The sequence below is a fragment of the Leptospira stimsonii genome, from assembly GCF_003545885.1.
GTDB lineage: Bacteria > Spirochaetota > Leptospiria > Leptospirales > Leptospiraceae > Leptospira > Leptospira stimsonii.
The window spans coordinates 1,490,340-1,510,110 of the sequence record NZ_QHCT01000001.1 but is presented as its reverse complement, the minus strand read 5'-3'; the positions used below and the strand labels follow the sequence as shown (position 1 = coordinate 1,510,110).

20 protein-coding genes are annotated in these 19,771 nt (G+C 42.4%); 8 read left to right on the top strand and 12 right to left on the bottom strand.

Translation table 11 applies throughout. The features are described 5' to 3' along the window. The first annotated feature begins 195 nt into the window (after positions 1-195). Both DLM75_RS07555 and DLM75_RS07545 read left to right on the top strand, forming a co-directional pair. On the top strand, positions 196-480 hold the full coding sequence (locus tag DLM75_RS07555) for an LIC10816 family protein (protein ID WP_100787700.1): 285 nt from the start codon (positions 196-198) through the stop codon (positions 478-480). 443 nt (positions 481-923) lie between these two features. Beyond that, entirely contained in the window at positions 924-1,574 is a 651-nt protein-coding gene (locus tag DLM75_RS07545; RefSeq protein WP_118968031.1) for a DsbA family protein, read from the top strand. On the opposite strand, the gene DLM75_RS07540 is transcribed toward DLM75_RS07545, so the two are convergent. The 4 genes from DLM75_RS07540 to DLM75_RS07525 all read right to left on the bottom strand — a co-directional run bounded on the left by DLM75_RS07540 (position 1,571) and on the right by DLM75_RS07525 (position 3,976). Next, positions 1,571-1,957 carry a phage holin family protein gene (locus DLM75_RS07540; RefSeq protein WP_118967792.1) on the bottom strand — a complete coding sequence of 129 codons (387 nt, stop codon included), beginning with the start codon at positions 1,955-1,957 and terminating at the stop codon, positions 1,571-1,573. The genes DLM75_RS07545 and DLM75_RS07540 overlap by 4 nt on opposite strands. A 12-nt stretch (positions 1,958-1,969) precedes the next feature. Further along, entirely contained in the window at positions 1,970-2,158 is a 189-nt protein-coding gene (locus DLM75_RS07535; RefSeq protein ID WP_118967791.1) for a hypothetical protein, read from the bottom strand. 136 nt (positions 2,159-2,294) lie between these two features. Further along, on the bottom strand, positions 2,295-2,987 hold the full coding sequence (locus DLM75_RS07530; RefSeq protein WP_118967790.1) for a class I SAM-dependent methyltransferase: 693 nt from the start codon (positions 2,985-2,987) through the stop codon (positions 2,295-2,297). An 11-nt stretch (positions 2,988-2,998) separates the two neighbouring features. Further along, positions 2,999-3,976, bottom strand: a complete 978-nt coding sequence (locus tag DLM75_RS07525; protein ID WP_118967789.1) for a hypothetical protein — start codon at positions 3,974-3,976, stop codon at positions 2,999-3,001. A gap of 209 nt (positions 3,977-4,185) precedes the next feature. Between DLM75_RS07525 and DLM75_RS07520 the strand changes: the two genes are divergently transcribed. Together DLM75_RS07520 and leuA2 are read left to right on the top strand one after the other, a co-directional pair. After that, positions 4,186-4,812, top strand: coding sequence for a tetratricopeptide repeat protein (locus DLM75_RS07520; RefSeq protein WP_118968030.1), 627 nt, complete (start codon positions 4,186-4,188; stop codon positions 4,810-4,812). A 270-nt stretch (positions 4,813-5,082) separates the two neighbouring features. Beyond that, a complete protein-coding gene (leuA2, locus tag DLM75_RS07515; protein ID WP_118967788.1) occupies positions 5,083-6,390 on the top strand; it encodes a 2-isopropylmalate synthase LeuA2 in 1,308 nt (435 codons plus the stop codon). Between the two features lie 5 nt (positions 6,391-6,395). Here leuA2 and DLM75_RS07510 read toward each other — a convergent pair whose 3' ends face one another. The 5 genes from DLM75_RS07510 to DLM75_RS07490 form a co-directional block, all read right to left on the bottom strand. After that, positions 6,396-7,010, bottom strand: a complete 615-nt coding sequence (locus DLM75_RS07510; protein WP_118967787.1) for a TetR/AcrR family transcriptional regulator — start codon at positions 7,008-7,010, stop codon at positions 6,396-6,398. A gap of 122 nt (positions 7,011-7,132) precedes the next feature. Next, positions 7,133-10,402, bottom strand: a complete 3,270-nt coding sequence (locus DLM75_RS07505) for an efflux RND transporter permease subunit (protein WP_118967786.1) — start codon at positions 10,400-10,402, stop codon at positions 7,133-7,135. 46 nt (positions 10,403-10,448) lie between these two features. Continuing rightward, complete coding sequence (locus DLM75_RS07500) at positions 10,449-10,838, bottom strand: hypothetical protein (RefSeq protein ID WP_118967785.1); 390 nt, start codon at positions 10,836-10,838, stop codon at positions 10,449-10,451. Positions 10,839-10,941: 103 nt separating this feature from the next. Continuing rightward, positions 10,942-11,628, bottom strand: coding sequence for an Lcl C-terminal domain-containing protein (locus tag DLM75_RS07495; RefSeq protein WP_118967784.1), 687 nt, complete (start codon positions 11,626-11,628; stop codon positions 10,942-10,944). 14 nt (positions 11,629-11,642) lie between these two features. Next, on the bottom strand, positions 11,643-12,368 hold the full coding sequence (locus DLM75_RS07490) for an LIC_13076 family protein (protein ID WP_118967783.1): 726 nt from the start codon (positions 12,366-12,368) through the stop codon (positions 11,643-11,645). Positions 12,369-12,570: 202 nt separating this feature from the next. On the opposite strand from DLM75_RS07490, the gene DLM75_RS07485 reads away from it, so the two are divergent. The 4 genes from DLM75_RS07485 to DLM75_RS07465 all read left to right on the top strand — a co-directional run bounded on the left by DLM75_RS07485 (position 12,571) and on the right by DLM75_RS07465 (position 17,065). Then, a complete protein-coding gene (locus DLM75_RS07485; protein WP_118967782.1) occupies positions 12,571-13,551 on the top strand; it encodes a YheT family hydrolase in 981 nt (326 codons plus the stop codon). 143 nt (positions 13,552-13,694) lie between these two features. Beyond that, on the top strand, positions 13,695-14,189 hold the full coding sequence (locus DLM75_RS24990) for a DUF1564 family protein (RefSeq protein WP_429945432.1): 495 nt from the start codon (positions 13,695-13,697) through the stop codon (positions 14,187-14,189). 524 nt (positions 14,190-14,713) lie between these two features. Further along, positions 14,714-15,925 (top strand): acetyl-CoA C-acetyltransferase, encoded by a 1,212-nt coding sequence (locus DLM75_RS07470; RefSeq protein ID WP_118967780.1) that lies wholly within the window; start codon positions 14,714-14,716, stop codon positions 15,923-15,925. Between the two features lie 219 nt (positions 15,926-16,144). After that, positions 16,145-17,065, top strand: coding sequence for a hypothetical protein (locus DLM75_RS07465; RefSeq protein WP_147456615.1), 921 nt, complete (start codon positions 16,145-16,147; stop codon positions 17,063-17,065). A gap of 145 nt (positions 17,066-17,210) precedes the next feature. Here the strand turns inward: DLM75_RS07465 and DLM75_RS07460 are convergent, their stop codons facing one another. From DLM75_RS07460 to DLM75_RS07450, 3 genes are all read right to left on the bottom strand, one after another. Then, complete coding sequence (locus tag DLM75_RS07460; RefSeq protein WP_118968029.1) at positions 17,211-18,401, bottom strand: acyltransferase family protein; 1,191 nt, start codon at positions 18,399-18,401, stop codon at positions 17,211-17,213. Positions 18,402-18,489: 88 nt separating this feature from the next. Continuing rightward, positions 18,490-18,648: a hypothetical protein gene (locus DLM75_RS24235; protein WP_158586456.1), complete on the bottom strand. Its 159-nt coding sequence runs from the start codon at positions 18,646-18,648 to the stop codon at positions 18,490-18,492. Between the two features lie 99 nt (positions 18,649-18,747). Then, complete coding sequence (locus tag DLM75_RS07450) at positions 18,748-19,767, bottom strand: DUF2804 domain-containing protein (RefSeq protein ID WP_118968028.1); 1,020 nt, start codon at positions 19,765-19,767, stop codon at positions 18,748-18,750. Positions 19,768-19,771: the final 4 nt, after the last annotated feature.

Genomic DNA, 19,771 nt, shown 5'->3' with positions numbered 1-19,771 from the left:
TTTATTTCCATTTCGAATCGGATCAGAATTCAAAACGTCATACGCCATTGTGAGATCATTTTTTAATCCGAAGTCGTTATACGTTAAGTTGAACAAGCATTATATAATATATCGAATAAAATAAATTTTGTGAACCTTTCTGTAAATCTTGAAAACCTCTTCGAGTCTAACTAGATGAAATAAGGAGGGTTCACCATGAATGCAATCACGATCTTTGCGCTTGCGTTGTTGGCAGTTCCTGTTTTTGCCCGTTTTGCTCGGGTGACAAAAGAAGCGATGGGAAGATATCACCTGATCGGCTTGGGAGGTTTGTTTTTGATCTTGGGAGAGGCAACCCGAATGACAGCGGATAAAATCTCGCCGATTGCGACACTTCTTCCGGTCATCGACATTGTCACTGCGGTCTTGGCTTACGCGGGGGTTCTCTTCGGGACACTGTGGTTATCAGTGTATTACATAAAACACCCGAATGAAATTTGAAAATTCTGAAACAAGAATGACTTTAAAAAAGGCGGGTTATCCCGCCTTTTTTAATGCGCCAAAGGAGGAGAAGAATTCGAGGAGTTCATTTTTCGTGGATTCAAAAATAGGAAATGGTCCACTCCACATTTTGGTGCGGTTGGTTCCGGGACATTCGGTGTTGTTTCAAGTTTTTTTTGTAATCGGATTCTTTGTCGGAAGAATTGATTCTTCCAAAACGTTTTGAATTTCGATTCTTCGGAAGTGTACGAGTAAAAAAAGTAGGAACTCCTCCAAGAGAAACGAATCCTTGGTCCTGGATCTTTCCGATGTGTCGATTTTGCGGGAACTCCTTGAAAAAGGAATCCTTCGGACTTCCAAGGAACGCGAGAACTCCCAAAAAAGGATGGTCTTCCGCGGAATCCAAATCATCTTTTGGAAATCAAAGCATTGAGGGAACTCCCTTGCAACAGAACGATTCTCTCCAACATTCCATTCTCTACGCGGTGGACCCCCTCTGTCCTTGGTCCTACGGCTTTGCACCGGTCTTCGAAAGAATCCAAGAAGAATACAAAGATAAAATTCGTTTCTCTCTCGTCTTGGGAGGACTTCGGTTCGGCGAAAGCGCGGAACTACTCACTCCCGAACTTGCGAGAATTCTAAAACACGAATGGAAAGACGCAGAGGCGCTCACAAAACAATCGTTTCAACTTGGGATTCTTGAACAAAAGGACTTTCGCTACGATTCGTTTCCTGCCTGCCGAGCCGTGATCAGCGCGCAAAAAATCAATCCGGAAATCACATTCCAATATTTGCATACACTTTCCAAAACTTTTTTTTATGGGAATCAAGATCCAACTTCGGCGGAAACGTTTTTCAAGATCGCGGAAACCGTCGGAATCCCTAAGAAAGAATTTCAGTCGGTCTTTGAAGACAAGGATACGGAGATGGAAACCCAAAATGATTTCTATTTCGGTTTTTCTTTGGGGGTGAGCGCGTTTCCGAGTTTAGTGTTTTCGGACGGAGCGGAAAGCGGCATCCTCGCGAGAGGATACCATTCTTACGAACAACTGGATTCTATCTTAAAGGATTATTTCAGAGCGGTTCGATTCTAACCTTTTTGTTTTTCCTTTTTTCTTTCTTTGGATTCGGTCTTTCCGACGTAGTTCGCAAGAACAAGAAGAATTCCTCCTAAAAACGCGGACCAAAAACCGGGAACCGAAAGAGTTCCCGGAAACCAATCGCCGATGATTAAAATCACCCAGGCATTGATGATCAATCCGATCAAACCAAGACTCAGATAATAAAAGACGATTCCGATTCCCAGGGTCATGATGATTAAGATCAATCTCATAAACGCGTTGATCAGAACAAAGGCGACGACTACGATGATCGAATTGATCCAACCGCCTACCACGTGAAAATCAGGATTGATGAGTGGAAACACAAACTCGACAACGAGGGACATCAGAATGAGAGAGAATAAAAGATGGGTCATATCACTTCCGCTTTAAGCATAAACGTCGACATTCTTTCCAACCGATGGAGGAGGAGAACCCGGAGGAACCACTTCGGAATCGGGGCTTTTGCTCTGATTGTCCTGTGTCGCCACGATCTCTCTGGAAGAAGAACCGGTGGAAACCGGAGCAATCGAATCGGAAAACAAAATCTGCCTGGAACCAACCGCCATATAAGACATACTCTCTCCTCCTTCTCCTAAGTTAGAATGAATTCTTACGGTTATTGTATGAAAAAGGCTCTTCTCTTAAAAGGAAAAATGAGGAATCTTCGTAAAAAACTTTCAAAAGAAGAATTTCATAAAAGAGAAATCTCCTCTATTTTCTTCCGTAAAACCCGGTTACGATCCCTCGATACCAACTGAAGAGGTCCACTTGGGAAAAGACGGAACGAACATTCTTTTCGTCCTTAACGACGCTCTCGAAAGAATCGATCGAATCGGAAAGATATTTTTTTCCAACAAAGGGAAGATAAAAAATTCTCCCAAATAAGGGAAGAAACTGTCCGAAATAAAAATTCCAGAGCAAAAAGAAAAATCCGTATTTCGGTCTCGATAATTCGGTAAATACGAACGTCCCCGAAGGTTTTAAGATTCGATACACTTCCGAAAAGAGTATCCTTCTTTCCTCCGCCGATAAAGTCTTTAATCCGAATGTACAGCTCACTGCGTCGCAAGAACCCGAAGCGATCGAAGAAGAAAGCGCGTTCTCCGCAAAATACGTCACGTTGTTTTCTCCAAAACGTTTTCGAGCGCGTTGAATCATACATTTGGAAATATCAACTCCAAGAATCGGATTCTTTCCAAATTTCTTTTTTATAATTCCAATATTACTTCCGTCCCCGCACATCAGATCACAAACTGTTTCTCCCTCTGCAATCTTCAAAGTCTTGAGTGATCTTTTTCTTGTTAGGTTCGCCAAGCCGAAAGAAAGAAAATTGAGAAAATAATAACTCGATGAAAAACGATCGAAGAATTTTTTCTGAAAACGAAGTCGGTTACAAAATCTCATATCGCTCCACCTTACTCGTTTTTATTTTCGATCTTTTCCAGATCGAATTTTATCTTTTCTAAAACGTGCAGATGCATCTCGTCTATCAGATAATCCGACCATAACTTCCAATAGAATTTCGGACCTAAACCGTTGACGTATTTCGTCGTCGCGATGATTTCAACGTTTCCCTCCCCGCTCGGGACCAAACGAAACGCGCCGAAGGAAGCCCATATTTTTCCTCGAATATGTTTCGGTTCGACGGCTCCGTAAAAAGACGTTTCCTTCATCGTAACCTGCGGTGTCGGGAATCGGAATTTCATCTCCTTATTTTCAACTAACTCTTGTATGGTGGCGGATGTGGTACCGTTCGTATAAACACAGTTCAAAAAATGAACTCCGTTCTTCGTAACGACTTGCATCGAAACGGGATAAGAAACTCCGTTGCGAAAGAAAAAATTCTTCGCCTCTCCGAAAGTAAAAGGAGAAGTGATTCGTTTCCAAACTTCCCTTGGAGAGGAATCGACTACAATCGACGTCGTTATCTCGTTTGTTTCGGCAGATAGATCGATTCGATCAAAAACGTGAGCCGAGATATTACAAAACAAAACGATCAACACGACGAGATATTTGGACCAGATCCGATTTTGAATCTTATATCCGATCCAAGCACCGATTAAAAAAGGAAATATCGCAATCGGAAGCGCCATCAAAATACAGATAAAACCTTCTTTCCCGATAAACAATAAACCCAAAAGAAGAATTACGATGGGAAACACCGCCACCGAAAGAATGTCGCCGAACGTCGCTTTGCCTGAAAAGGATCGAGCAAACGCGATGAGGATTCCGATCGAAAAAGGAATTGCGATAAACAGAGCGACTCCGTATGCCCCGCTCAGAGCAAAAAAAGGAGCCGCGATCAAAAATGCCAAAAGGAGAACGAGGACAATTCCCAAGGTCCAAAAACCTAAGGCGCGACGAGCGAGAAGCTTGTTCTTCGAAGTTTCCATACATTCTCCAGCGGAAAAAATTTAAACCGAAACTAATTTCAAAAAATATTTCTGTCAAGATTTATTTTTGAACATGTTCAAATTTTACATTTGTCCGATTCTCCCCGATCCATTCGTTCTCTAAAAGTTTCGTTTCCCCGATCCTCAAAAGGATTTACCTTAAAATTCTTCGAGTAAGAATGGATCGTGCTACGAAATTTTTTCCAATTATGAAACTGCAACAAGCCTTAGAATTCGTAAAACAGGGAAATCTTCCCGGAGCCAAAGAAGCTCTCGTTCAATATCTTCATCAAAATCCCGAAGATCCGATCGGAAATTATCATCTCGCGATGTGCCATTCTCATCTGAACGAACTGGAACCCGCCGAAGAACGTTTTATCAAAGCGATCTCACTCGATGAATCTTTCGTGTCCGCAAGAGTCGGACTCGGCGTTTTGTATGCGAAGAAAAAAGATAAACCGAAGGCGGAAATTCAATTCACAAAAGTTCTCGAGATCGACGAGAACAACGTAAACGCAAAGAAGAATCTGGCTTCTCTTTATACGGGAACCGGAAACTACGCAAAGGCTCTCGATTTATATCTTTCCACTCCGGAATCGGAAAGAAAGGACATCGTCTCCTTATACGCGATTTCATTTTGTTATCTGAAGTCGGATCAACTTCCGCAGGCCAGAACGTTTTTTCAAGAATTGGAAAAACTTCCGGTCCCTGAACCGATGAAAAAAGATATTTCCGAACTCAAAAATCTGATCGAAGAAAAAAATATCGAGTCGGAAGGAATCTGGACTCTTCTCAAAAAACCCGATTCTTCCGGCGAATCGACGCATAACGGTTGATCTTGATTCCGATCCGAAATCGAAAAGAGCATTTCGTTTTAAAAAATTCTTGTATTTTTTAGAACCCTTTCAGAGTCTGAGTTTATATATGTTTCGTAATCTTCTACCGGGTCTCAATAGCCTTGAGCTTCTTCTCCTCCTTAGTTAGGGGGAGCCGGTAGAGTTGTAAAAAAACACGAGCCTGCTCCTCCTGGAGTGGGCTTTTTTGTTTTCGGATAATTCTCTTTCGAAAAACCCACTCCTGGATCCGGCCGGTAAAAGGAGAAAACAATGAATCAAAACTCGGAATCGAAAACCGTAGACTCGTCGAGAGGTATCGCTTCTTTCGAAGACAAAAAGGAAATCCAATCCTTCGCGGAAGTTTTACAAAATCCTCTTCCAAAACATCCGCCTTTTTTTATGGATGTGACCTTGAGAGACGGCAACCAAGCACTTCGTAAACCCTGGAATCTCGATCAAAAGGAAACGATCTTTCGTCAACTTTTGAAACTCGGAGTACAAGGAATCGAAGTAGGATTCGCTTCCTCTAACGATCAGGAATTCGAAGCCTGCAGTTATCTTTCCTCCATCGCACCGGATAACGTCGTCATCTCCTCACTTTCGAGAGCCGTGGAAAAGGAGATCGAAATTTCTTGGAAAGCGATACAGAAAGCGCCGAAACCGAGGATTCATATCGTATATCCGATTTCCGCTTTTACGATTGAAAACGTTCTGAAGACAACCCCCGATAAAGTTTTGGAAAGAATATCGGAATCCGTCGCTTATGCAAAAAGCCTGGTCGGTTCCAGAGGAGAAGTTCAATTTTCCGGAGAACACTTCGGAGATTCATTGGAGAATCTGGACTTTGCAGTAGAGGCCTTTCGCACCGCTCTGAACTTCGGCGCAGACGTGGTCAATCTTCCGAACACCGTGGAACGTTATCGTCCTTGGCTTTTCGTTTCTATGGTAAAGGCAGTGACGAATGCGTTACCGGAAGACACGAGGATTTCCATCCACACTCACAACGACTTGGGAATGGCGACCGCAACCACTGTGGAATCATATTTTTCCGGAGCCGTTCAATTGGAGACCGCCTTAAACGGGTTAGGTGAAAGAGCGGGAAATACGAACACATATGAAGTCGCGATTGCGCTTCACAACTGCGGCGTCAACGTTCCCCTGAATTTTTCGGCTATTTATGAAACTTCACGTCTGGTATCGTATCTTTCGGACGTTCCCATCTACGAAAAAGCTCCTTTGATCGGAGAAGACGTCATCTCTCACAGATCCGGAATTCACCAAGACGGCGTTGCGAAAACGAGACATCTTCAGAAAGGCGCCTATCGCGCGTTTGACGCAGGTTTGATCGGAAGACCCGAAGGAGATCGGATCGAATTTACGAGTCAATCCGGTAGAAGCGCCGTCTTCTGTATCTTACGGGATGCGGGTGAAGAGATCACTCTCGAAGACGCCCGCAAATTACAACCGATCTTAAAAAAAATCTCGGAAGAATCGGGAAGAGGAGAATTGAGTTTGGAAGAGATTCAAGTAGAATGGAAAAGGATGAAAGCGCTTTCGCAACCGAAGACTCAAGACTGATATTCTTACTTTGCGATCTTGACCGATTCGGCGACGGGATTCATGATTCCATAAAAAAGGATATGATGGATTTCCTGTTGTAATTGAACCATAGAATACGGTGAGTTGAGAAGTAGTTCCGGAGTTGCCGTCATCTCTATCGCGGAATTGATCAAAGCGGCGAAGATCGTCGTATTCACGTCGCTTCGAATCTCACCCTTTTCGATTCCTTGTCTGATAAGGGCCTGAATCGATTTGGAGATGGATTCCGTTCTTACTTCTCGAATATAAGCGTAGTGATCGGGAGCCTGGTCTCTGATTTCCAAAATGAATTCGTTTGCGCCTGCGGGGAACTGGCTGACCTTGAATTCGTTGATCGCCTTTACCTTTTCATGAACGGAAAGTGATTCGTCTTCGCTAATCTCCATCATCTTCTTACTCATTCTTTTGTGTTTGGCGCTGAGAATTTCGAATAAGAGATGATTCTTATTTTCGAAATGTTTGTAGAGAGTTTTTCTGGAGATCTTGAGGACCCTCGCGATTTCCTCCATCCGCGTCTTAGAATAGCCGTATTTTAGAAAAAGCTCAAGAGCCTTTTCCATGATTCGGAGTTTTACTTCGTCCTGCTCCATCTCACTCATTGTTCCTGACTTCCGCAATTTGAAACTCTTTTTTTATATTCTAAACATTCAAAAGTGCAACCGAGAATTCAAGGACGCGATCCCTTTTGTAAACGTACATCCCGAATTCTCGCGTTTCATTCTTATACGTCCGGATTCGGAGAATTCCTTCTCACGAATTGGTTCAACTTCTCAATGTAAGAAAAAGCCGCCGGAACCACCACCAGAGTAAGAATCGTAGAGGAGATCAAACCTCCGATGATCGCAACACCCATACTCGTTCTCTGACGGGAAGCTTCGTTGAGTCCGATCGCGATCGGAAGCATACCCGCGACTAACGCAAACGAGGTCATAAGAATCGGTCTTAGTCTTTCTCTTCCGGCTTCCACGATCGCCTCCTTCATATCCATCCCCTTTTGAAGGAGCTGATTGGTGAAGTCTACAAGAAGAATCGAATTCTTCGTAGCCACGCCGATCAACATGATGAGCCCGATCATCGAAAAGATATCCAGAGATTTCTGAGTCAGGAATAACGCGATAAAGGCGCCACAAAGAGCGAGAGGCAACACGAGCATGATCGCAATCGGGGTGATAAAACTTTCATAAAGAGAAGCAAGAACCATATAGATAAAAAGAACTCCAAGCCCCATCGCGATCGCCATGGAGGTTCCCATCTCCTTAAAACTCTCAGCTTGTCCCGTATAACCGATCTTAACTCCTGCAGGAAGAGGAAGTTCGGTTTGGGTGATCTTTGCGACTTCTTCCATCGCTCCTCCCATTCCCGGACCTTGCGGATTTACATCGGCGTAGATTTCAACGGATTTGTTTCGATTGAGACGGTTGATCGTAGCGAGTCCGGTCGTTTCCTCCGCCTTCGCGACATTCTGGATTGGAATCAATCGATTGTTAAAATTCGGAACGAAGGAACTGTAAAAGTTTTCTTTGAGGTCTCTTTGACCTTCCTTCAAACGAACACGAATATCGTATTCCACTCCGTTCTCTCTGTAAACCGCGGGAGTCGTGCCTTCCACAAGAGTTCGAAGTTCGGTTCCGATCACGGTTCCAGGAACGCCGAGAAGAACTTCCATCTGACGATCGGGTATCACTCGAAACTCGGGAGCGCCCGCACGATAACTCGTATCTACGTCCAGAAGCGCCGGAGATTTTTGAAGGCGCGTAAAGAGCTTCTTCGCATAATCTTCCACGACTTCCCCTTTTTGTCCGCTGACGATCAGAGTAAAAGGTCGTTGCCCGCCTCCCACGTTGTCTATGTCTTTGACGATCGGATTCGCATAAGAGAAAACGCTCAATTCTTTACGAAGAAATTCTTTAAACTGCGTCGTGTTCATCTTCCGTTGTTTGGAAGGAACCATCTCTACGAACATATTCGTGTTTCGATTTGTATTAAACATCGCTACGAGTTTGATCTCTTTGTAAGAACGGATCTTTTGATCCACTTCCTGCGCTACCTGCGCCATCTTTGCGACCGAAGTTCCCGGAGGCATGTCCAGAGTTACAGAGAATTTTCCTTCATCCTGCGCGGGAAGAAACGTCTTTGGAATGAATTTTGTTAACCCCAAACTGACTATGAATATCAAAACCGCTCCGGATAAAATCAAGATCGGTCTTCTAAGGGTGAATCTAAGGACGGAAGCATAACGATCCTCAAGCCAGGACTGAAACACATTAAAAATACTTAAAATAGAATCGAGTCCCGTTTCCAGTTTTCCAAGAATGGTTAGAATCGGAGAAAAAATTCTTACGATCCATCCTTTGCTGATCTTGTTTTGAGTGCGGATTTTGGAATAGGCGATTTCTTCCAGAGTCGTAGTCGCGATACTATTCTTACCCTTCTTTTTTCCTTTCTCTACTTGAGTCGATAAATCGGGAATCGTATGCGAAGGAGAAGAAGAATGTCCGTGGTTGCCGATCTTTCCGCCGAAATACGCGGACAACATCGGAGCGATCGTTAGCGCATCATAGAGAGAAATGAGAAGCGCAAAACAAACGGTGAGACCGAATTCCCTCAAGAACTGACCAACGACACCGCTAATGAACGCGATGGGCATAAAAACCGCAATCACCGTCATCGTAGTCGCGACGACTGCGAGCGTCACTTCCTTTGTCCCTTCGATGGAAGCTTCTCTCGCGGTCTTTCCCATCTCCCTGTGTCTGAAAATATTCTCACGCACTACGATCGCATCATCGATGAGGAGACCGACTGCAAGACTCAAGGCGAGAAGAGTCATGATGTTCACCGTAAATCCGGCAATGGCCATAAGAATAAAGGCGCCGAGAAGAGAGTTCGGAAGCGCCAAACCCGTGATCAATGTGGAACGAACACTTCCTAAAAACAATAATACGACAATGATAGTAAGAATGATTCCGATGATGATCGTTTCCTTTACGTCGTAGATATTGTTATCGATCGTTATGGAAGAATCGTTCGCGGTCGTAAGCTCCGGAAATCCGTTTCTTTTTGCAAGATCGACGTTAATTTCGGAAACCTTCTTTTTAACCGCTTGTGCAACGGCCACGGTGTTAGAACCGGATTGTTTATAGACGAGAAGAAAGACCGCCTTCTTTCCGTTAAAGTAAGCACGAGAAGTTTCGTCTTCCACCGTATCCTTTACTTCTCCGAGTTGACCGATTCTTACCGGAACCTCGTTTCCAAAAAGCGAAATCGGAGTATCTCTGATTTCTTGTGGAGAATGAAATTCGTTGATAGTTCTATAAACAAGTTCCTTATCCGTCTTACTAACCTTTCCGGCCGGAATGTTCATTCCTCCCGAAGCGAGACGATTGGAAACAACGGAAGCCGGAATCATATGCTCTTTCAGCTTCTGACGATCCAATTCCACGTGAATCTCACGCTTTCGTCCTCCGTAGATGTTTACGTTCCCTACGTCCTTGGTTGTTAAGAGAATTTGTTTGATTTCCTCGTTCGCTATATCATAGAGTTCTGCTTCCGGAAGTTCAGCTTTGAGGGCAATGATAAGAATCGGCTGATCAGCCGGATCGATTCTTCGAATGACGGGTTCTTTGGCGTCATCGGGAAGTTTCGGTTTCACGCTGGAAACTTTATCTCGGACTTGTTGTTCCGCATACTTTACGTCCGTTTCCAGAGTAAATTCGACAACGACCGTCCCCACGCCTTCGTTACAGATGGACTTTACCCTTTTGACTCCGGAAATCGTCGACAATTCATCCTCCACTGGTTTTGCGATGAGCGTCTCAATCTCGTTAGGCGCCGCTCCCGGATATGGAACAGTTACCGTAACGACCGGAATCGTGATGTTCGGGAATAGATCCACTCCCAACTTGTTCAGCGAGAGATATCCAGCTACAAGAATCAGCAAGACGGTACAGGTTATAAAAATGGGTCTCTTGATAGAGAGTGATGCAAAGTTCATCGAATAGAACTCCTATTGGTAGTTTATAAGTTCTTAAAGTACTATTTTAACAAAAAGGACTTTCAGAAGCGGAATACTTCAATTCGGAGGATACTTTTAGATCGGATCCTCTTCTTTCATTTGGTAATTTTTTCGTATTCAGTATTTGAGCCAGTGCGTGTTGTTTTAAGCGGAGAATTTTTTGTATTTTAGAATATTTAATTTTTCGAATATACTCGGAAGAGGATGTTCGTGTACCGAAATTCGTTTCCGAGTTTGTATGTGGAACATTTCCGGTTCTTTCGTTTTTTTTAAGAAAGGGTAAAGCGTTGATCTGGGAAACGAGTGAGAGGTTGAGAAAAAGAAGGGCTAGGAGAAGAATTTTGCGGGAACTCTTCGCTTTTACGTCTTTAGAGTTTGCAACCCCGGAAACAGGCACAGTATATTTTGTTTCCATACAGGAAACAATTTTTGGTTAAATTGTTTCCTGTCAAGAAAAAATACACTTAAGGATGGGTTTTCTTCCGAAAAAGTGCAGAGTTCCCGCAAAGCTCACCTTTTTAAGGGGAGCCTGAGACACAACGAAGGTATCCAGAAGAATTCTTCCCAGCGGTCCGATTCGTCGCTCCTGTGCTAAAGTTCACTTTCCAGGCATAGGTGGCGTTCGAGGGATCGCTCGTGCTAGACCAAAATTCAATCGGATTATTTGTGGGAGTTCCTGGAAACCAATCCTTACGAATCGTAGGGACATCGAAACCAGTTCCGCAAGTTTGAGTGTCAGTGAAATTCTTCAGATCCGTCCCATTCGAACAGGAAACGATCGACTTCAACTCTAAGTGCGTGGGAACTCTCCAAGATCCAGTGGCATTGGAAGAACTAAAACCTGCGCAGGCATCAAAGGCTGGCCCCGAAGAAAGAACCCCGCCTAAAAGATTTCCATTGCACTGATTATCCAAGGAAGAACAATAGATGGGAGCGACGGAGATTGTTGTACAGGTGTTTGCGGAAGGATCAAAAGTTTGACCAAGTGTGCAACGCATCCAAGAAAGACCCGTTTGAGGAAAGAAGATAACATCCCCCTTGAAAATAGGCGCTCCTACAAAAAGTAAAAGGAGCGCCAGAGGAGACTCTTTTTTATCTTCAGGGGAGACAAGATCTCGAAAATAAGGATTCAGATAACAAGAAGAATGAATCAAGATCGAGAGAGAGAAAAAAAATCGAAGTGCTAGAATCCGAAAATTAAACATAGAAATGATTCTCCTTAATCTTGAAAGCGGACTTTTAGGACATCGGCGCGCTTAAACGTCTTCTCCTGACCTTTGAAGAAGAGCTTAACACCCTCACCATCGATCCGGGTCACTTTTCCTTTTACAATCTCACCGGATTTCAGAAAGAGAACGGAAAGATTTTTAGAATTTCTCATTTCTTTTTTCCAGATAGATTCTACTTCTTCCTCTTTCTCGGAGAAGAAACGTTCTTGAACTTCATCCTTCCATTGTTTTTCGTTTTGTTTTAAGAATTCTTCTTTCCATTTTGGATTTTCCGACTTGGTTTCCGTTTTGTCCATTGGAACCGGAGAATTCTTAAGAGGCGCAATTTCTCCGCCATCACAACTTTCCACTTCGATTGTTTTTCGAGTAACGGAAGCGGCAATTCCAAGAAGAACGCTCAGGACACCGTCCATCCAAGTGGTTTTGATCGTTACTCGATAGTTTTCATTCGTATCAGGAAGAATTTCCGAGGAGTTCACACGATTTATCGGAAAGGAACCAAAAAGGAGATACCACTGCGTTTGCTTGAGAATCGGCTTACAAGAAGTATCTAAAAGTTTTGAATCCTTTTGGGTTCCGTTAGGAGGAGGAGTAAAAGCTCCCCCTCTCACGCCATTCAGAACGAAACTTTTGCAAGAAAGAAAAAAAATAAGAATTAAGAATCCAATTTTGGAATGGATCTGAAAAGAAAACAAATGCACGAGTAGATTCTTCACTTTGTTGTTGTGCTCCGAATATTAGAAATTATCTGGACTCAGTATCTTTTTTTTAGAGAGTTCTAAAAGCCAGTTTTTTTCGGTTTGTATTTTCGATTTCGAGATCAAGTTATAATTCCTAGAGAATTCTTTTGGAATGAATAATAGATTTTTATGATTTAAAAAGACTTTTCCAAATCATTCCGAATTAACAAATGTTCGTATGTTGCAAAACCTAAAGACTCCAAAATTCGATCCGAAAGGAATCCTAAAATATCCATTTATTCAAACAGCCCTCGCATCTTTAGCTTGGAATTTACCGAAGGAAATGGCGTTCTTAGAAAATGCGCAGAGGATGATCCTGGATGTAGGCAAAGGAGTGAAATTAGAAGGTTCCTTTAGCAAACAGAAAAAACAAAAAACGAAGGGGCTCCTGATTCTTCTTCATGGTTGGGAAGGGAGCATTAAATCAACTTATATCCTGAGAACTTCGCATCGCTTTTATGAGCAAGGATACGACATCTTTCGCCTCAATTATAGGGATCATGGGGATACGCACCATCTCAATCCAGCCCCCTTCAACGGGAGCCTAATCGAAGAGACCTATGAGGCGGCGAGAAAAGCCAGCTTTCTTGCAGAAAAAAATGTTCCTGTTTTTATTATAGGATTCTCCTTAGGTGGAAATTTCACTCTGAGAATTGCAAGAGTTCATTCTCATTCTGAGAAAAAGCTGAATCAATTGAAACATTGTATTGCGATTTCGCCAGCGATTCATCCAAAAGATGCAACGATTCTAATGGATAAGAAACTTATCATCGGTCGCTATTTTCTTAAGAAATGGAAGGAATCCATTGAAAAGAAACAACGTCATTTTCCGACAATCGTTCCTTATAAAGACATTCTTAAGGAGCGTTCCGTGATGAAGATGACGGAAAGATTGATCGAATCTTCGGACGATTTTCGTGATTTGGATCATTACTTTGGAACTTACACTTTGGGGGAGCGGGAACTCTCTGAAATTTTGACTCCTACAACAATTGTCACTTCGAAAGACGATCCAATCATTCGCGGGGAGAGCTTTCTCGCGCTTCACCCGAATCGAAATGTTCGAATTTCGATTCAAAATTTCGGAGGTCATAATGGTTTTCTTGAGGACTGGAATGGTTCGTGTTGGTATTTTAAAGTCTTGGAGGAAATTTTTTAGTAAGAGAGAATTTTGCGGGAACTCCGTATTTCTTCCTTATTAAAAGCAAAATCTATTTTAAAAAAACTTCGAAAAAAACAAACTTTTAGAAAAAAAAATCAAATTCGAAACACGCTCTCAACTTGCAGGGAACCGAATTAAATGTGCGGGACATTAATAGTATAGATAAGAACGTAATTTGCTCCTCACTCAAAGGACCTAAAATTACGTGTAGCTTTTTGATTCCTTTGGACTTAATGAAAAGATTACCAAATGCAGAAAGACGAAGTATTGGGAAGAATATCAATTTTTTATTACGCCAGTACGGTCGGCGATTAAAAGAAAACAAGAGACTCTCTCAAAAAGCATTAACAATAAAGTATCAAAAGGCCGGAAAATCTTTAATAAAAGTTAATTCCAGAATTTTTCCAGAAGAATGGGCGATGCTGAGTGTATTAGCGTCTTCTCATGGAATCTCAAGATGTTTCTTATATTGTATCCTTATACAAATATTTTTATCAGATAGAACGAAACGAAATACTAAGTTTCTTCAAAATTTCTTCCCCTCCGAGTTCGAATCATTCATCTGGTCCATTGATCTTAAAGATAAGGTTATTAGGAGAATTCTCTATGAAGGAAGCGTGATTTCATCTTCTTGACCTAAAGCAAACATTCAGAGTCTTTTTCTTTTTTAATTTTTGAATTTCATTAAGTTGTTAAACATAGAATTCAAATTCTTCGTGTATTCGCATTAACACACTCATTCCTCCCATTACCAATGGAGAGCTCACAAAAATTCTTTTTCTTTGTAAACCTGGCTTACTCCTTTCTTTATGAGTGAAGCAAACGGAAATAATACTTTTCATAAAAGAGTTCCCGCGGTTCCCCGTTTAACAACAAGGCCGCCGCAGGGATGCGGAGGGCTTGGTCCGGAGGACCGAGCGGGAACTCCCGCGAGCCCGTAGCGAGCCCGACCCTCCTCGCGCTTAAATCCGAATAGCGTTCATTACGCACAAATCCGCGAGAGAGGGTGCGGCCCAAACTTCCTCCTCCTGTAAGAGTTCCCGCGCAAAAAGAATTGCAAACTCCCCCCCGTTCCCAAAATAGAAACCGGAACACTTAAATTCACTAAACAGTTGTTCAATTCAACCGAGAAGGATTGAATTCACAACGAGGTAAAAAAATGTCAAACGCCTATGTAATCGATGCAGTTCGAACTCCGAGAGGGAAAGGGAAAAAAAGAGGAACTCTTGCTTCCATTCACCCTCAAGAACTTTCCGCCGCGACCTTAAATGCAATCCAAGAAAGAAACGGGATTAAACCGGAAATCGTTGAAGAAGTAGTAATGGGATGTGTATCTCAAGTTGACGATCAAGCGGCATGTATTGCACGTTATGCGGTCATGGCCGCGCTCTGGCCTAATTCGGTTCCTGGATATACGGTAAACCGCTTCTGCGGATCCGGACTTCAAGCAGTAAACAATGCCGCGAATCACGTTCAATCGGGTTCTATGCAAATCGCACTCGGCGGCGGAGTAGAATCCATGTCCCGTGTAAAAATGGGAGCGGACTTAAACGGAAGAGATTTCAATATCGGGAATCCTAATATTCAAAAACACTATAATTTAGTCCCTCAGGGAATCTCCGCGGATCTTATCGCGACCAAGTTCGGAATCTCTCGCGAAGAGGCGGATCGTTTTGCGGAATCCTCTCAAATCAAAGCGGACCATGCGATTAAATCCGGTTATTTCAAAAAATCGATCATTCCTGTAAAAACGGAAGACGGCACAATTGTCGATAGCGACGAAAATCCCCGTATCGAATCCACTTTTGAATGGCTCTCAGACCTTGGTCCGGTATTCAAAACGATCGGCGAGAAAGAGTTAGACGCAATCGCTCTAAAATCCTATCCCGAAATTTCTAAAATCAACCACATTCATACATTAGGAAATTCTTCTGGAATCGTAGACGGAGCCGCATCGGTTCTCCTCGCTTCGGATGAAGGAGTAAAAAAATACGGACTGAAACCTCGCGCGCGCATCGTAGCAATGGCTTCTACCGGAGAAGATCCAACAATTATGCTTACAGGACCGGTCTCCGCATCTAAGAAAGCGCTCGCGTTGGCCGGTCTCAAGCCGGATGATATTGATCTCTGGGAAATCAACGAAGCGTTCGCTTCCGTGGTTCTCTACACTCAAAAATCACTTGGAATTCCTTCGGAAAAGATCAACGTAAACGGAGGAGCAATTGCCCTGGGTCACCCTCTCGGTGCAACCGGTGCGATTCTCCTCGGAACTGCGTTAGACGAACTTGAAAGAAGACAACAACGTTATGCGCTCATGACTCTCTGTATCGGCGGCGGAATGGGTATCGCAACGATCATAGAAAGAATCTAACAACGATTAAACCTCAGGCGGAAGTTTCCGTCTGAGGCTTCTCGAATCCCCTCTTTTCCTTTCATTCCCCTTTCTTTGCATTTCATTCGAATTTTTTTTGACAAATTATTTATTTTTTTTCGAAAAACTAGGCAAGAATTTCGTATTCCAAGGTTATAAATTTAGAAAGAAAAAGCGTCCATCAGATTCGATTCTTTTGGAGGCGTGGAACTAAAAACGATGGAAGATATTACAATAGCGCAAATCGTCCTGGATAAAATTAAAAAGGAAAATGAGAATCATCAATTACCGACTAACACGGATTTGTATTACCATTTTCGCTCTACCCTCAATCTTTCTGAAAAGAAAATATCAAAGATTCTCGGCTTCCTAAAGGATTCCAACTGCATCTTTGTCCTGAATCTAAAAAAGCAAAACCCGAGCTTTTCCGTCCCCGGTCTCGACGCATACGTGATCTCCGATGCGTTTCTTATCGATGTCCTTTTTTCAAAATATCAGAAAAACCTCGAACTTCAATACAATGCGATGTATCGAAAATCTCTCGGTTATCAGCAGATTCTCGCAAAGGTTTTGGATGAAATCGCGACGATCCAAAACCAAAGCGTCCTCGAATTATTTTCCTTCTGTATCGTTCTGGAAGACATTAAGAAGTTGATGAAAGCCCATCCGGAACGTTATGAAGAATTCACTCGTCTCTCCGCACTCAAGTCTTTGATTCGAGAAGCGGAAACTCCGCTCTCCTTCAATCCGGAAAGAAATCATTCCACTGTCGAGCCGGTTTCCATTTCAACAATATTCGAACCTGAAATTCAGGAAGAAGACGTTGCGAATCCAGAATCGAAACCGAAACTGAAGTCAAAGTGGGAACTCATGGCGGAACTTTATTCCGTTCCGTTCCTTTTAAGAATTCATTTTAGAAAAAAGGAATATGCGATCATCTATCAACTTCTTATTTCGTCCAAGATCAAAACCCCTGACGACCTGAAAATGGTAGCGATCAATTGTTCCAATCTTCTTTCCAAAAATTCTCTGGATTCAAAACTGAGATTGGAATTGAACAACCTTCGCAATCTCGCAATGAAAAAATTGCTCGATGAAGTCAAATCACCGATCTTTGACGATTTAGAAATGGTGATGTAAAAAGTCTTTAAAGGTTGGAAGTCCCTTGGATTCCAACCTCTTTTCTCTTATCTTTCTTAACCCCACCTTACGGCGCTCCTCTCGACTTTTTTTCGATCCTTAATTTAAAGCAATAGTTTTGGAGTTCGATCACGGAAAAGAAATCTTAGACTTTAAGATAGATTTTCTTCTTATCCAGGAGGCTCAGAATTCCCCACCAAATCAAAAGTTGAATCAACGCGTATGTCAGGGAAGCGTTATATGAATTAAAAAGTAAATTCAACTTTTGATAAAAAAACACTTTCAAAGAAACCAACTTTCCTGCGCTTCCCTCAATCATCCAAAGATTGAAGGTTCTCGCGACGAGTCCCGAAGCCGCAAAGACCAAAATAGCATTCTTCCCGAAAACGAGAAACGGCTGAAAAATCATTTCCGGGAAAACATTCGAATTCTCTTGATCTTCGTTTCGTAGTTCGAAGAATTCGAAAAAAGCGACACAAAGAAACGCAAGACCCGCCGTATAAACGGAATAACTTCCCGTCCAAAGACTCTTGTTCATCGGAAGAAAACGTTCCCAAAAAAGACCGCCAAACGAGAGTAAGGCGCCTATTCCCATAAGAAGTAGAATTCTTATTTTTGCATTTTCTTCGCTTAACAATAGTTTTCCGCAGAACATTCCGATCAACGCGCTCGATAGAGCCGCAACGCCGCTGAAAAAACCCTCCGGGTCCCAAGTTTTTGAAAATTTCCAGAGATGTTTTTCTCCGAAAATGTTTCGGTCCATCCAGGCACCGATATCCTTTCCTTCTTCAAGAGAAATCGAAGCGGCCTCGGGCACGGTCACGTTCGTTAAAACCCAAGTATGGATCGATAAAAGGAGGAGCAAAAAAAGAAGAATACTTCCTTCCGAAATTTTTTCTCTCCAAAAAGAATCATTCTTGAATTCTCTTTTTTTATTCGGATCGGGGATCAGAAATAAATAGAATGAAGAAACGATAAAATATACGAACGCAATTCTTTGAAGAACGCCGGGAATTCTCAAATGCTCCAGAGACCATTCTCCAAAAAAATTAAGAAAGAGTCCGATCCCGAATAAGATCAAACTTCGTTTTAATATAAGAGTCCAAATTCTTCCTTTGGAAATTTCTTTCTTGGAGTTCAATGCAACCGGAATGGACGCTCCGACAGCGAAAAGAAAAAAGGGAAATACCAAATCGGTCGGAGTACAACCGTTCCATTTTGCGTGTTTGAGAGGTCCGTAGATAAACGACCAAGAACCGGGATTGTTTACTAAAATCATTCCCGCGACGGTCATTCCTCGAAAAAGATCCAAAGACAAAATTCTCTTTTTATTCATTTCTTTTTTTTGCAAGGCGCGTCTTTTTATTCGGAAACGATCACGAATTCATCTTCCTTTCGTTTTAGGGATTCTTTTATGAAACTCTTTAGGGAAGAACCTTGAGAATATAATCAAGACGTATTTTTTCCCCACTTTCCAGAACGGCAAACTCTTCCCTGTTTGAAGAAACGAGATCGAGGATTCTTACCTTTTCCAACGTTCGCAGAGGGAATTCCGGTGTTTCGGAAATTTCTAGGGAGACCATTCTTTTCCTTAAGACGAATTCCTCCAATCGGTCGTAAAAATCACAGGAAACCGGAACATACACATTCATAAAATTTAATATTCTTTACGCGGAAGAATTCTACCAAAGCGATCGATGAAATTCGGTAAATCCGTAAACATCCTTAAATGTTACTTCTTTTCCCTTTGCCGTCCTAAATCTTCCGGAAAATTTTCCCACAAATTGTCTAAAATATAATTTTGAAAAGATCAAATTCATCTTATCTTTTCGTTCCCCTTCGGGAACAAAGTCCAACTCCACCAATCCTTCCTCATCGTATATTTTCCAAGGTTTATACGGATCTTTCTGAGAAAAATCAAAAATCAACCGTGGAACCCTCTGCCTCTCGTGATTGATCCAATATGCGTTCTCGGAAAAGAACGATTCGTTTACCAGAGCCGCAAAGTTAGCGCCGATCGTCGTCTTATCGGGAAGAATCGAACTAAACGCCGCCCAATACCAATTGGTTTCCCTTCTAAGATATCCTCCGGACCAATCGTAAAGGACAGTGACTTTTTTAGGATCGAAAACGAGAGGACGATCTTGAAAGGAAAGCTCGAGGGAACTCGGTATCAGCGGTGAACATTTTTCGGTAAAGGTCCAATGGGTCGGTTCGGAGGGATTTAACACCCTCAATGGAGAATGGGTTTTTAAACCGTAATCCGCGGAAAATTTAAACCGAAGTTTCTTCCCAAGGAATGCGTCCACGAGAAGCTTTCCTTTCGAATGCGACTTCTCGATCGAAAGAAAGGAAGCCCCTTTCTTAAATTGAATCTTATACTCGTCCGGGTTCGCAGGGAATAATAAGGAACTTCCAAGATCCAATCCTTTCGTATCGAACTCATAGAGAATCCCATCTTTATAGTGATAAAGATACGCGAATACGTTATACACGTAACCTAGACTTACGGCGGCAAAACCGATTAGGAATTCTTCCGTTATGATTCCTATGTAATTGAATCTTTTAAAAGCAAAACGTTTCTTTAAGCCGCTTATCTCTTTTCCAAAGAAGTCGAGCAGTTGAAATTCCTTATAATTGAATTCAACTGGACCATCAAAAACGCCATAATTGACTTTATTTTCGGAACCGATTATTTTCATCTCG